Raw genomic sequence first — 13,617 nt, forward strand, 5'->3', positions numbered from 1 at the left:
CTCAACCCTTCATTTTCAGCGGCAGTCCGGCCGCGACAAAATAGACTTCAGGCACGAGGGCGGCGACCTTCTGGTGCAGCCGCCCGGCATGATCGCGGAATTCGCGCGCCATGCGATTGTCAGGCACGATGCCGAGGCCGACCTCGTTGGAGACGAGGACGATGCGGCCGGGCGCCTGCCGGATGGCCTCCAGGAGGCTGGAGGATTCGGCGGCGATGTCCCGCTCTTCCAGCATCAGGTTCGTCACCCACAGCGTCAGGCAGTCGACGAGCACGGCCCGGTCGGCCCGCGCCACGTCCCTTATGCGCGCGGCGAGCGCCAGCGGCTCCTCATGGGTCTGCCAGCCGTCGCCGCGATCCTCCCGGTGCCGCGCGATGCGCGCGCGCATCTCGTCGTCGAAGGCGCGGCCGGTGGCGATATAATGACGCGAGAGGCCGGTCTCGGCGACCAGCCTCTCGGCAAAAGCGGATTTTCCGGAACGCGCACCGCCCAGAACCAGGACGGCTCCGGGCGATGTCGATGTCATGTCAGGCAGCCTTGGCGATCTTCTCGTTGGCAAAGCCGAGCGAGAGGCCGAGCACGATCCAGAAGAACAGGGTCGTGGCCAGGGCGGCGACGGCGAATTCCGCGCCGAGCACGGCCGGAACGTTGCTGGAGATGTCGCCCGGCTGCGGCGCGCCATAGACCTGCGGCGCCGCGATCAGAACGATGCCGATGACCTTGGCGACGATGTTCTGCTTGAGGAACAACAGGTAGAGGCCGGCCGCCGAAAGGATGACGGTCGCGATCCACCAGACCTGGCGGTCGCCGAGATCGGCGGCGGGGAAGCCCGGAAGCTCCGGCGGCAGGCCGATGGCCGGCAGCATGTGCACGGCAAGCCACCCCGCCGCGCCCCAGAGCGCGCCGTTCGCCACCGTGATCGGATGGCCGGAAACGAGGCTGAAGCCGGCGAGCAGCAGGCCGAAGCCGGCGCCGGTGACGAGGTTGGCGAGCAGCGTGCCGGAGAACCGGCTCATGCCGAACATGATGCCGCCCTCCTCGTGATCCTCGCCCTCATGGGCATAGGCGACGGAAACCGGCGAAAGCGCCGAGGCGACGTCCAGGATGACGGCGCCGAGCGAGGAATGGTCCTGCGTCTGTGCGGCGCCCTCCGTACCGGTGCTGGGCGTGGTGCCTTCCGCGGCGGGCGCGGCTTCGTCGCCGCCCTCGAATTCCTCGGCATGCAGGATGAGCGGAACGACCCGGGCCTCCTGGGCGGCCGTCATCAGCACGCCGGAGAACAGCCCGGCCACCAGGGCGGCCAGGAGATAACGAACGATCATGTCGAAAACTCCTTAGTGGCAGGGAAAGCCGTAGGAGTGACGCGTATCGTGGGCCGTGTCATGCAGCACGGCGGAATTCGCAAGGCCCGCGCCGAACACCAGGAAGGCGCCGAGCAGGAGAGCGAAAACGCCGGCGACGAGACGGTCGTTGGCGGAAAGGGTAACAGAAGACGTAGTCGAAACAGCCATGACAACCTCCGTGCAGGCGGCGGGGAAACCTCCCCAGGTCGGACGAAATGTCCTTCGCATTGGCTGGCAGGTCTCCTGGCTCGCAGCGTCCGGCGTTGAAAAACGCCTGCGGGTCGCCCTCGCCTTCCCAGGCTCCGGCATCGCGAAAAGGCGGACGATTCGTAGAGAAAGAGGCGTCCAACCCCTGCTGATCGCGATGCCACCCAGTGGCTTTTCCGGCTGGTTGTCACGGCGCGGGTCGAAGGCACCATTGCCCCGTTCCGCGCAGATCCTCCCGTCCGGATGGGCGTCCCTCGCCACTCTACAGTCGCGGGGTCGGCCGTGATTGCAGCGCCCTGGTTGGGTCCGCCGCGTCACATTCCCATTTACTCCCCGATCCGTTTCCGGATCCGGGAACCATCCAATATCCCGGATGATTATGCTTCCGCCCCTGGGAAGTCAATCGACCGGCAGCGTCATCACCTGTGCTGAAACCGCCGTCCGGCCGTCGCGATCTCAATAGCCGGGGATGATCACCACGCCACCGCCGCCATTGTAATAGCCGTCGTCGCGGTAGTAGCGCTCGTAATAGCCGTCGACCGGGCCTTCGAGCACGTCGTAGTCCTGCTGGTAGCGGCGCTGGCGATTCTGCCGGGCCTCGGCATATTGCGCGGCCTGCCGGAGGGCGCGGTACTGCTGGCGGGAGAGGTAACCGTCGGCACGGTAGCCGGACGCCCCCTGCCAGGCGGCGATCGCGGCGCGGGTGCGCGAACCGAAAACGCCGTCGACGCCATAGGTGTTGAAGCCGAGCATGCTCAGCCAGCGCTGCGCCTGCACGCGGGTCGAACGATCCATATAGGCCTCGCGGCGGTCGACGACCGGCTGCTCGGCCTTCCGCTCAGTCTCCACGGTGGCCGTTTCGCTTTCCTGCTTCGGCTTGGCCGCCTGCCGGGCCGTGTCTGCCAGCGCCGCAAGGCGCTCGCGCGCATCGGCGACGAAACGGCCGTCCGGATATGCATCGAGATAGGCGCGGAAGGCCTTTTCCGAACCGTCGAGCACGGCCTTCTGGAAGGTCTCCTCCTCGCGTTTCGCCGCATCGTCGGCGCGCTCGACGGCAAGGCCGCGGTTCTTCGTGTCCGCGTCCTGCGCTTCGTTTTCGCGGGCGGCGGTGTCGTTCGCCTGCGCAGCCCGTTCGGCGGCGGCCGCTTCCTCGGCGCGTTTTTCGGCTTCCTCGGCAAGGCGGGCCGCCTCGGCGGCCTTGGCCTCGGCGTCGGCAGCGGCCTTCGCGGCTTCCGCCTTCAACCGTTCCACCTCGGCGGCCTTTTCCGCCGCAAGCTTGCGGGCAGCGGCGGCCTCCTCTTCAATCCGCGCCTTCTCGGCCGCGGCAGCCTTTTCCGCCTCGACGCGCCGGGCCTCGGCCTCGCGCCGGGCAGCGGCTTCCTCTTCCGCACGCGCCTTTTCCGTAGCGGCGGCCTCTTCGGCCTTCTGGCGCTCGGCCTCGGCCTTCAGGCGGGCGGCTTCCTCCGCCCTGGCCTTCTCGGCGGCGGCCGCGGCCTCCGCCTTCAGCCGCTCGGCCTCGGCGGCCTGCGCCTCGGCGAGCTTGCGGGCGGCCGCTTCCTTCTCTTCCGCCTCCGCCTTTAGGCGCGCGGCCTCTTCGGCGCGGGCCTTTTCCGCCGCGGCGGCTTCCGCGCGCGCCTTCTCCTCGGCCGCAGCCTTTTCCTCGGCAAGCTTGCGCGCCGCGGCAGCCTCTTCCGCCTTCTTCGCGTCGGCTTCCGCCTTCAGCCGCACGGCCTCTGCGTCGGCCTTGGCTTTTTCGGCTTCCGCCGCTTTCTGCGCATCCTCTTCGGCCTTCAGGCGCGCGGCTTCCGCCTCGGCCTTGGCCTTTTCGGCCTCCGCCACTTTTCGCGCCTCTTCCTCGGCCTTCACACGCGCCGCTTCCGCATCCGCCTTGGCTTTCTCGGCCTCCGCGATCTTGCGGGCCTCTTCTTCAGCCTTGGCCTTTTCCGCGGCAGCCTGTTCCTCAGCCTTCGCCTTTTCGGCGGCCGCCGCCGCGTCGGCCTTGGCCTTGGCATCCGCCTCGGCCTGCTCGGAGGCGCCCGTCGCCGGCTTCGCCTTGGCGGTGGCCTGCAGTTCGGCGATGCGCAGGCGCGCCATGGAGGCGAAGGTGCCGTTCGGATATTGCTTCAGGTAGCCTTCATACTGCGCGACATCGCTGCCGGCGGAGACCTTCTGCCAGAGCGAGAACTCCTCTTCCCAGCGTTTGCCGGCGCTGCCGGCCTCCTTGCCGGTCGCAGCCTGGGCAAAGGCGACCGCCGGCTGGCCGGCGAGCGACAGCCCGACGATGCCGGCGATGCCGAGCCGCACCAGAACGGAGCGTGCGAGAGGTCCAGAACCCATATATCCCACCCTTTCGGATCGCGCGAAGGCGCCAGCGCCCGGCGATCCCGGGCGGATTTCCGTCACTCCTCGCACCGAATTCTGGCGCAACTTTGGTGCGGCAGGCCGGCAGCGGAAGAACCCGATGGCTGAACGTTTCAGAAGGCCGGTTTAATCAGCCCGGGCTAAAAGGCCGTCGAGCCAGCGCGGGTCGAGAACCGCCTCCAGCTCCGCCGCCACGCCGTCGAGCGCTGCATCGACGCTCGCCCGGTAATCGAAGCCGCCGCCCTTGATGCCGAAATCGGCAAGCAGCCCGGCGCGGTAGGCGTCGCTCGACAGAAGACCGTGCAGATAGGTGCCCATCACCCGCCCGTCGGACGAGATCGCGCCGTCCGGCCGGCCGTCGATGCTGACGGGGGGACGCAGCGTGTCCGGCCCGGTGGTGCGGCCGAGATGGATCTCATAGCCTTCGAGCGGCACGTCATATTGCAGGGAGCGGGCCGTGCTGTTGCGCACGGTCTTTTCCGGCGCCATCTCGGTCTCGACCGCCAGCAGGCCGAGCCCCTCGACCTCCCGCTCGCTGCCCTCGATGCCGAGCGGGTCGGTGACGCGGCTGCCGAGCATCTGGTAGCCGCCGCAGATGCCGATGACCCGGCCGCCGCGGCGGCGGTGCAGGGCAAGGTCGCGGTCCCAGCCGGCGGCACGGAATTCGTGGAGATCCGCAATGGTGGACTTGGAGCCCGGCAGGACGACAAGGCCGGCATCGGCCGGAAGCCGCTCGCCCGGCCGCACGAAGACGAGGTCCACCTCCGGCTCGGCCTTCAGCGGGTCGAGGTCGTCGAAATTGGCGATGCGCGAGAGGACCGGCACGGCGACCTTCAGCGCGCCGCCCCCACCCCTGGCGAGCCGCTCCAGCACCACCGAATCCTCGGCCGGCAGGCGCGCCGCCTCTCTCAGCCACGGCACGACGCCGAAACAGGGCCAGCCGGTGAAGCGGGCGATCTCGGCAATGCCGCTGTCGAACAGCGTCACATCGCCCCGGAACTTGTTGATGAGATAGCCGGCGACCATGCGCCGGTCCTCTTCCGGCAGGATGGCGTGGGTGCCGACCAGCGAGGCGATGACGCCGCCGCGGTCGATGTCGCCGACGAGCACGACCGGCACGCCGGCGCGCGTGGCAAAACCCATATTGGCGATGTCCCCGGCCCGGAGGTTGATTTCCGCCGGCGAGCCCGCGCCCTCGACGACGACGAGATCGGCGCCGTCCGCGATCGTCTCGAAGCTTTCCATGACGGCGCCCATCAGCTTCGGCTTCAGCGCCTGGTAGTCGCGCCCCTTCGCCTGGCCGAACACCCTGCCCTGCACGATGATCTGGCTGCCGACGTCCGATTGCGGCTTCAGGAGCACCGGGTTCATGTGCACGGAGGACGGCACGCGGGCGGCCAGCGACTGCAGCCACTGGGCCCGGCCGATCTCGCCGCCATCGGCCGAGACGGCGGCATTGTTCGACATGTTCTGCGGCTTGAAGGGGCGCACCTTCAGCCCGCGATTGGCGGCAATGCGGCAGAGCCCCGCCACCAATACCGTTTTTCCGACATCCGAGCCGGTGCCCTGGAGCATGATCGTTCTGGTCATGCGGCCCTCGTAGCATTCCCGTTCGTTACCGAAAAGCCCTGACTTACCGCAATCTTGCCGCAATCTTCGCGCCGCCGGCGCCGCTTTTTCCCGGAAGGTCGCCATGCGCCGCGAGCATGGCTGTCATGCTGTTCTTTTTGCGACATATCGCGCCGTGAACGACCATGGCTTTCCGTCCGGAGAACGCCTATATCAACGCCATCACACAGCCGAGGCGCGTGGCTTCGGGTTTCAAGGACAAAGACAATGCTGTTCATCTTCAGCAAGCCGAACTTCGTACAGATCGCCTGGAACGGCGAAGCCCCCCAGAGCCAGTCCCGCGTGCGCAACGTCGTCATGGACGCGCCGCTCGGCCCGCTCGGCTTCATCCGCACGCGCAACGTCGGCTGATCCTTCGAGCGCGACGTCAGGTCCCGCTCGTATCCAGCGCCGTCTCTCTCCGGGAGGCGGCGTTTTTTATTGCCTTTCGCAGCCCTGAAACGGCGAAAGCCGTGCATCCCTTCCGGTGATGCACGGCTTGCCAAAATACGCATGGCGGCGTCCGACAAGAACGCGTCGGAGCCCAGGCACCCCGGTACGCAATACCTTTCCGGAGCAGGCGGCGGTGTCCCCCGCCGTGAAAGAACCAATAGCGGCACATCCTTACCGGACCGTTATCGGAAGCTTAAGCAAAGGTGAATCACGAACTTTTTTGAAAATTTTTGCGATAATTGATCGAAGGCCCGAAGCGGCGCATTCGGGACAGGATTTGTCCGCTTTCAGCGACCATCGCACCCGCCCTCGCGAATTGCACCCTGATCATTTGCCCTGATGCGAGCAAACGCCCATTTTTTCCACCGCAAGGTTGCTGGAATTTCAGCCTTTCGGCGCTCCGGGACAACCCAGCGGCCATGGCCTGGCCGCACAGGAGGTTGATTTCTCTATGAGAACCCGTAGGCTGCCCTTGTGACGCACGAAGATAGGTCGCCGGTGACAGGGTTCCGCCGGCAAACCAGAAAAAGGCTCGGCGTCGCTGCAGCAGGGGGATTGGCTCGCCTCACCTGGCATCGGATCCCCGTGGCTGTCGCAAAACTTTCGGGCAGTCGGGACAACGCAGTAGCCTGCGCTGCCTTCCGGGTTGATCGCTGCATCCAAGACTGGGAGGTCTTAATCCATGAAGAAGCTCCTTGCTTCAACCATCCTTGCTGCCGGCCTTTACGGCTTTGCCGGTTCTGCCCAGGCGGCAGATTGCGGCGAGGTCTCGATCGCCGAGATGAACTGGGCCTCGGCGGGCGTTGCCGCGCATGTCGACAAGCTCATCCTCGAAAACGGCTATGGCTGCACCGTCACGCTGGTGACCGGCGACACGATGCCGACCTTCACCTCCATGAACGAGAAGGGCGAGCCGGACGTCGCGCCCGAAATGTGGGTCAACGCCGTGCGCACGCCGCTCGACGCGGCGATCGCCGAAGGCCGCCTGATCCAGCTCGCGCCGCTGCTTTCGGAAGGCGGCGTCGAGGGCTGGTGGATCCCGAAATTCCTCGCCGACGCGCATCCCGACATCAAGACCGTGCAGGACGCGCTGAAGCATCCGGAACTCTTCCCCGCGCCGGAAGACTCCTCCAAGGGCGCCGTGCACAATTGCCCCTCGGGCTGGAACTGCCAGGTCTCGACGGACAATCTCTACCGCGCGCTGGATGCGGACAAGGACGGCTTCACGCTCGTCGACACGGGCTCGGCGGCGGGCCTCGACGGCTCGATCGCCAACGCCTTCGAGAAGAAGAGCGGCTGGCTCGGCTACTATTGGGCGCCCACCGCCATTCTCGGCAAGTACGAGATGACGAAGCTCTCCTTCGGCGTCGAACACGACAAGGCCGACTGGGACGCCTGCACCGCCGTGCCGGACTGCCCCAACCCCAAGGTCAACTCCTATCCGACCTCCGACGTGTTCACCGTCGTGACCAAGGCCTTCTCCGAAAAGGCCGGCGTTGCCATGGACTACATGAAGACGCGCCAGTGGGACAACGGCACGGTCGGCAAGGTGCTTGCCTGGATGGACGAGAACCAGGGCACGAACGAGGACGCCGCCAAGCATTTCCTCGAAACCTATCCGGACATGTGGACCAAGTGGGTCGCTCCGGATATCGCGGAAAAGGTCAAGGCCGCGCTCTGACGACGGCCTGCCGGCAGCCTTTTCCGGCTGCCGGCTTTCCGGCGACCTGAACAAGGGTGCAGGCAAACCGCCCGACGCCCGCTCAAGAAACTGCAGAGGTCGCAAACAGCACAGTATCAGGCAGCCGTTCGTGAGAAGACGGACTGCAAGCCGGGAACCAGAACAAGAATATCCCTGTGCGCGCCGTCCCGTTCGCAAGGCAAGAAAACGCTCTTGCAGAACGGGACAATAACTTCCGGTAGAAGAGGGGAAGAGGATGGCAGGCCTATGCGAACTGTTGCCAGGCTTTCTTTGCAAGTTTCCAGCCTTCAGTGACGCGAGTATCCGCGGCGCAAGAAAAGTCATCGACGACGGCTTCAAGAGCCTCGTCAGGAGCTATGTCAACATCATCGATGCGATGGTCCAGCCATTGCAGTGGTTTCTGAACTATCTGGAGCGGCTGTTCGTCAGCTCGCCCTGGCCGATCATCCTGATCGCGATGCTGGCCATCGTCTATTTCGGCAGCCGCAACACCAAGATCACCATCGGCACCGCCGCCTCCATGTGCGCCATCGGGCTATTGGGCCTGTGGAACGACACGATGGTGACGCTCGCCATGGTGACGGTCTGTACGCTGATCGCCGTCATCGTCGGCATCCCGATCGGCATTCTCATGGCCCGCTCCGACCGGGTGCAGGCCTTCGTCAACCCGATCCTCGACGTGATGCAGACGATGCCGAGCTTCGTCTACCTCATCCCCGTCGTGATGATCTTCGGCATCGGCAAGGTGCCGGGCCTCATCGCGGTCGTCATCTATGCCGTGCCGCCGATGATCCGCCTCACCAATCTCGGCATCCGTCTCGTCGACAAGGAGGTGCTGGAAGCGGCCGACGCCTTCGGCTCCTCCGGCTGGCAGAAGCTGAGGAACGTGCAGATGCCGCTCGCCCTGCCCACCATCATGGCCGGCATCAACCAGACCATCATGATGTCGCTCGCCATGGTCGTGGTCGCCTCGATGGTCGGCGTCGGGGGGCTCGGCAAGAACGTGCTCCAGGCCATCAACAACCAGTTCTTCACGGTCGGGTTCCTCAACGGGTTCGCGCTCGTGGCCATCGCCATCATCTTTGACCGTACAAGCCAGGCCTATGGCAAGCGGCTGCAGAAGCATTCGGAGGTAATTCATGGTTAGTCATGCAATCGAGGTCCGCAATCTCTACAAGATCTTCGGACCCCGCGGCGGCGACTATGTCGATGCGGTCAAGAACGGCCTCGGCAAGGCCGAGCTGAACCAGAAATACGGCCATGTGCTGGGCTTGCGCGACATCAACATCTCCATGCCCGCCGGCGGCATCATGGTGGTGATGGGCCTGTCCGGCTCTGGAAAATCGACGCTGATCCGCCACATCAACCGGCTGATCGACCCAACCGCCGGCGAGGTGCTCTACGACGGCGTCGACGTCTGCCGGATGAGCGAGAACGACCTGCGCGAATTCCGCCGCCACAAGACGGCGATGGTGTTCCAGAAATTCGCGCTGCTGCCGCACCGCACGGTCCTGGAAAACACCGTCTACGGCCTCGAGATCCAGGGCGTGGCGCAGGCGGAGCGTGAGAAGCGCGCCAAGCAGTGGATCGCCCGCGTCGGCCTTGCCGGCTTCGAGAACCACTATCCGAACCAGCTTTCGGGCGGCATGCAGCAGCGCGTAGGCCTCGCCCGTGCGCTGACCAACGATGCCGACATCCTCTTGATGGACGAAGCCTATTCGGCGCTCGACCCCTTGATCCGCGTCGACATGCAGACCGTGCTGCTCGAGCTGCAGAAGGAGCTGAAGAAGACCGTCGTCTTCATCACCCACGATCTCGACGAGGCGCTGCGCCTCGGCGACAAGATCGCGATCCTGCGCGACGGCATGGTCGTGCAGCAGGGCACCGGCCAGGAGATCGTGCTGAACCCCGCGGACGAATACATCACCGCCTTCGTGAAAGAGGTGAACCGCGGCCGCGTCGTCAACGTCGAGACGATCATGGCGCCGCTCTCGGGCAATCCCGAGGGCATGCCGATCGCCAAGGGCACGGTGCTCGAAATGGCCGCCCGCGCCATGACGGCGGCCAACCAGACGCTCGCCCATGTCGTCGACGAGGCGGGCCGGCCGATCGGCGCGATCAGCCTCAACGCCATCATCTCCAGCATGGTGACGCCGACCAGCCACGAGGCGAAGGCGGCCTGAACCGCCCACAGACGAACAAAGAGGGCGCCCCGGGGCGCCCTTTCCTCGTTTGGGAATGGGTCTGCTCCCTCTCCTCTCCTCTCCTCTCCTCACCCTCTTCTCTCCTATCCTCTCCTCACCCCTTTCCCTCTCCTCCGTCACCCTCGGGCCTGACCCGAGGGTCCACACGGCACCCGCGGCTGTGGATGGTCGGGTCAAGCCCGACCATGACGGAAGAGAGGTTTGTGGCCTTCCTCAGCTGCCTTCCTCGAACCAGCCGCCAATCCGTCGTTGCAATCACATAAAGAAATCTTTATATGATGTGACAAACAGAAGGATATGCCGATGACCGCGACGAACCCGCTTGCCCAGCTTCTTGCCGAAAAGCCCTTCCTGCTCGCCGACGGCGCGACCGGGACCTCGCTCTTCGCCATGGGCCTCGAAGCCGGGGAAGCGCCGGAACTGTGGAACGAGGCGAAGCCCGACAACATCACGAAGCTGCACCAGGACTTCGTCGATGCCGGGGCGGACATCATCCTCACCAACACGTTCGGCGGCACGCGCCATCGCCTGAAGCTGCACCATGCGCAGGACCGCGTCTTCGACCTCAACAGGAAGGCCGCCGAGATCGCCCGCGCGGTCGCCGACAAGGCGCCGCGCACGGTGATCGTCGCCGGCTCCGTCGGCCCAACGGGCGAACTGCTCGTGCCGCTCGGCGCGATGACCTATGACGATGCCGTCGCCGCCTTCGCCGAGCAGATCGAGGGCCTGAAGGCCGGCGGCGCGGACGTCGCCTGGATCGAGACCATGTCCTCGCCGGAGGAGATCCGCGCCGCCGCGGAAGCCGCCACCAAGGTCGGCCTGCCCTTCGTCTATACCGGCTCGTTCGACACGGCCGGCAAGACGATGATGGGCCTGCATCCGCGGGATATCCACGGCGTTGCCGGCGATATCGGCGCAGGTCCCCTCGCCGTCGGCGCCAATTGCGGCGTCGGCGCCTCCGATATCCTCTCCTCGCTGCTCGACATGACCGGCGCCGACCCGTCCGCGACCGTCGTCGTCAAGGGCAATTGCGGCATCCCGGAATATCGCGGCGCGGAAATCTACTATTCCGGCACGCCGCCGCTGATGGCCGAATATGCCCGCCTCGCCCGTGATGCCGGCGCGCGCATCATCGGCGGCTGCTGCGGCACGTCCTGCGAACACCTTGCCGCCATGCGCGTGGCGCTCGACGCGCACGAGCCGCGCGAACGCCCGACGCTCGCCGCGATCATCGAGACGATCGGCCCGCTGCGCAACAAGACCGCCGACGAAAGCGCCGCCGCGCCCGCCCGCGAACGCAGCCGTCGCCGCGGCTGAGGCCAGCCACCGGCACGAAGGATCATCAGCCGCCCCGGCCACGCCGCGGGCGGCTTTCCCTTGCCCTGACCTCTGGAAGCAGATAGGCGCCGGCATTACCCGCAAGGTAATCGATCTGCCGCGGAGGGCGCCGTAGGTTTCTCCCATACCGCCACGCACAGGAGAGACCCATGACCACCTATGCCCTCGCCCATCTTCGCAATGTCGCCTTCGGGGCGGAGATCATCGCCTATCTCGAGGCGATCGACACCACCATGGCCCCCTTCGGCGGCCGGTTCGTGCTGCACGGTGACGGCAACAAGCGCGTGCTGGAGGGCAGCTTCTCCGGCGACGTCGTCATGCTGTCCTTCCCGAGCCGCAGCGCCGCCGAGGCCTGGTACGCTTCGCCCGCCTACCAGGCGATCCTGCCGCTGCGCACCCGCAACGCGGATGGCGACGTGCTGCTGATCGACGGCGTCGACGACGACCACAAGGCGACCGACATCCTGCACAAGGGCTAGCGCGCTTCCTCCGCGAGAAATTCCCGCCAGGCCGACAGCCCCGCCTCCATGTTGCGCCGGCCGAAGCCGACGCGGAAACGATCCTGCGGAACGGGCAGGAGGTCGGATACATAGAGGCTGGAGGGCAGCAGCAGCACGCCCTTCTCCTCCACCAGCCGCCGGCAATGCGCCTCGACGCCGTCGGCGCCGCGATAACGCGGGAAGGCGACGCAGCCGCCGTCCGGCTCGGCCCATTCGTAGAGATCCGGATAATCGGCAAAGAAGGCGCCGAGCCTTGCCATGTTCTCCGCGCAGAGCGCGCGGTTGCGCGTGAAGATCGTTTCACGCGCCTTGATCGCGATGCCGGCCAGCACCTCGGAGGGGCGCGCATTGCAGATGGAGAGGTAGTGCTTCATCTTCTCCATGCGCGCCAGCAAGGCATGGTCCTTGCTGGCGATCCAGCCGATGCGCAGGCCCGGCAGGCCGTAGGCCTTGGACATCACGTTGAGCGAAATGCCCTTGTCGAACAGGTCGGCCGCCTGCGGCAGGCGTTTTGCGGCGTCGATCTCCAACCCGCGATAGACCTCGTCGGAAAAGAGATGGATGCCGCGCCCGGCGCAAAGATCGACGAGGCCGCGAAAGACCGCCTGGTCGGCGATGGTGCCGGTCGGGTTGTTGGGGAAATTGACGGCGATGAGTTTTGTTTCGGGGCGCAGCGCGGCGCGCACGTCGTCGAGATCGAGCTGCCAGCGGTTTTCCGGCCGGAGCGCGATGCCCGTGACATGACCGGCGACGGTGACCGGCATCGTCTCCATCGACTGGTAGTTCGGCACGGTGACGATGGCGTGGTCGCCGGGCGCAAGCAGCGCCAGCATGGCGCAGTAAAGCCCCTCCTCCGCGCCGGCGAAGGTCAGGATGTCGGCGCCCGACAGCGTGTCATAGGTCGTCGCGATGGTCTCGCGCAGTTCGGGCGCGCCCCAGGTCTCGGTATAGCCGAGCGCGACGTGCTCCCAGGCCTCGCGATCCTCAGGCCTGGCCAGCGCCAGCAGGTCCGACATGGTCATCGTCTCAGCATCGCTTGCCGTCATGTGGTGGCGCGCCTTGAACTCCCAGCGCGAGAAATGGGTTTCGAGGCGGAAATCCGGCAGCGTGGTCACGGGGTCCTGTCCTTCTGGCTCTGGCGCCGGGCATCGGCGAGATAATTGTAGATCGAGGCGCGCGAGGCGCCGATGAGGCCGGCGAGATGGTCGACGGCATTGCGGGTCTGGAACAGGCCGCGCCCGTCGAGCGCGGCGACGAGCGCCACCCGGTCGCCCTTCTTCAGCGCCGTCAGCGCCAGCCCGCGGGTGCGCAGCCAGTCGTGCAGCGCCGTGTTGATCTCTTCGCGCCAGTCGCCGGCGAAAAGCGAGGCCGGGCGGGTGGCCGCCGCGCCGGCAAAGGCCGAAAGCAGCTTTGCCGCGGCATCGAAATGCGACACGTCCATGTTGATGCAGAAGAGGCCGAGCGCCTGGCCGAAATCGTCCTTCAGCACCGCCGTCACCGACTTCAGGCGCCGCCCGTCCTCGCCGGTCTTCTCGTAGGGGCCGTAGATGCCGCCCTCGCCGGCCTCCTCCAGCGCCTCCTCGACGAGCGATTCCATGCCCGCCTTGCGGCCGGAAAAGGCGTTCCAGATACCGGCGATCAATCCCGTTTCGAGATCGTGCAGCACGACCTCGGCATGGGGATAGAGCAGGGTCGAGATGGCCGCGGCCGTCGCGGTGTGCTGGCGAAGCAGCAGGTCGGCGTTTGATGAGTCGTACATGCGGACAAACAACCCAAAGATAGATAATTTGTCAATATTGGATTTTTAGTCCAAAAATTCGGTCACAGGCTGGCGACCCGCTTTGTCCCTGTCTATCCAGAGCAATTCCAGCAAAAGTCCACAGCGGTTTTGCGTCCGGAAT

General features: G+C 66.0%; 13 protein-coding genes and 1 riboswitch. Of the genes, 6 read left to right on the forward strand and 7 right to left on the reverse strand.

The annotated features are described in order from the left end of the window. Nucleotide 1: 1 nt before the first annotated feature. From cobU to AABF56_RS09370, 5 genes are all read right to left on the reverse strand, one after another. Nucleotides 2–526 carry a bifunctional adenosylcobinamide kinase/adenosylcobinamide-phosphate guanylyltransferase gene (gene cobU / locus AABF56_RS09350; protein ID WP_244769522.1) on the reverse strand — a complete coding sequence of 175 codons (525 nt, stop codon included), beginning with the start codon at nt 524–526 and terminating at the stop codon, nt 2–4. A 1-nt stretch (nt 527) separates the two neighbouring features. After that, a complete protein-coding gene (locus AABF56_RS09355) occupies nt 528–1,322 on the reverse strand; it encodes a CbtA family protein (protein WP_272805711.1) in 795 nt (264 codons plus the stop codon). 12 nt (nt 1,323–1,334) lie between these two features. Next, nucleotides 1,335–1,511, reverse strand: coding sequence for a CbtB domain-containing protein (locus AABF56_RS09360; RefSeq protein WP_050743285.1), 177 nt, complete (start codon nt 1,509–1,511; stop codon nt 1,335–1,337). Nucleotides 1,512–1,559: 48 nt separating this feature from the next. Then, a riboswitch (cobalamin riboswitch) is annotated at nt 1,560–1,927 on the reverse strand. A gap of 79 nt (nt 1,928–2,006) precedes the next feature. After that, nucleotides 2,007–3,887 carry a peptidoglycan-binding domain-containing protein gene (locus AABF56_RS09365; RefSeq protein WP_272805712.1) on the reverse strand — a complete coding sequence of 627 codons (1,881 nt, stop codon included), beginning with the start codon at nt 3,885–3,887 and terminating at the stop codon, nt 2,007–2,009. A 150-nt stretch (nt 3,888–4,037) separates the two neighbouring features. Then, on the reverse strand, nt 4,038–5,501 hold the full coding sequence (locus AABF56_RS09370) for a cobyric acid synthase (protein WP_272805713.1): 1,464 nt from the start codon (nt 5,499–5,501) through the stop codon (nt 4,038–4,040). Nucleotides 5,502–5,747: 246 nt separating this feature from the next. On the opposite strand from AABF56_RS09370, the gene AABF56_RS09375 reads away from it, so the two are divergent. From AABF56_RS09375 to AABF56_RS09400, 6 genes are all read left to right on the forward strand, one after another. Next, nucleotides 5,748–5,891 carry a hypothetical protein gene (locus AABF56_RS09375; RefSeq protein WP_023517380.1) on the forward strand — a complete coding sequence of 48 codons (144 nt, stop codon included), beginning with the start codon at nt 5,748–5,750 and terminating at the stop codon, nt 5,889–5,891. 763 nt (nt 5,892–6,654) lie between these two features. After that, on the forward strand, nt 6,655–7,653 hold the full coding sequence (locus tag AABF56_RS09380; RefSeq protein WP_244769518.1) for an ABC transporter substrate-binding protein: 999 nt from the start codon (nt 6,655–6,657) through the stop codon (nt 7,651–7,653). A 256-nt stretch (nt 7,654–7,909) separates the two neighbouring features. Next, nucleotides 7,910–8,821: an ABC transporter permease gene (locus tag AABF56_RS09385; protein ID WP_272805714.1), complete on the forward strand. Its 912-nt coding sequence runs from the start codon at nt 7,910–7,912 to the stop codon at nt 8,819–8,821. Further along, nucleotides 8,814–9,857: a quaternary amine ABC transporter ATP-binding protein gene (locus tag AABF56_RS09390; protein ID WP_272805715.1), complete on the forward strand. Its 1,044-nt coding sequence runs from the start codon at nt 8,814–8,816 to the stop codon at nt 9,855–9,857. The genes AABF56_RS09385 and AABF56_RS09390 overlap by 8 nt, the downstream gene beginning before the upstream one ends. 324 nt (nt 9,858–10,181) lie before the next feature. Beyond that, nucleotides 10,182–11,195: a betaine--homocysteine S-methyltransferase gene (gene bmt / locus AABF56_RS09395; protein WP_272805716.1), complete on the forward strand. Its 1,014-nt coding sequence runs from the start codon at nt 10,182–10,184 to the stop codon at nt 11,193–11,195. Nucleotides 11,196–11,365: 170 nt separating this feature from the next. Continuing rightward, complete coding sequence (locus AABF56_RS09400) at nt 11,366–11,695, forward strand: DUF1330 domain-containing protein (protein ID WP_272805717.1); 330 nt, start codon at nt 11,366–11,368, stop codon at nt 11,693–11,695. On the opposite strand, the gene AABF56_RS09405 is transcribed toward AABF56_RS09400, so the two are convergent. Next, entirely contained in the window at nt 11,692–12,831 is a 1,140-nt protein-coding gene (locus AABF56_RS09405; protein ID WP_272805718.1) for a pyridoxal phosphate-dependent aminotransferase, read from the reverse strand. The two genes, AABF56_RS09400 and AABF56_RS09405, sit on opposite strands and share 4 nt — an antisense overlap. Further along, complete coding sequence (locus AABF56_RS09410) at nt 12,828–13,475, reverse strand: helix-turn-helix transcriptional regulator (RefSeq protein WP_272805719.1); 648 nt, start codon at nt 13,473–13,475, stop codon at nt 12,828–12,830. The genes AABF56_RS09405 and AABF56_RS09410 overlap by 4 nt, the downstream gene beginning before the upstream one ends. Between the last annotated feature and the right edge of the window lie 142 nt (nt 13,476–13,617).

It is taken from the genome of Shinella sp. WSC3-e, assembly GCF_945994535.1.
Classification (GTDB): domain Bacteria; phylum Pseudomonadota; class Alphaproteobacteria; order Rhizobiales; family Rhizobiaceae; genus Shinella; species Shinella yambaruensis.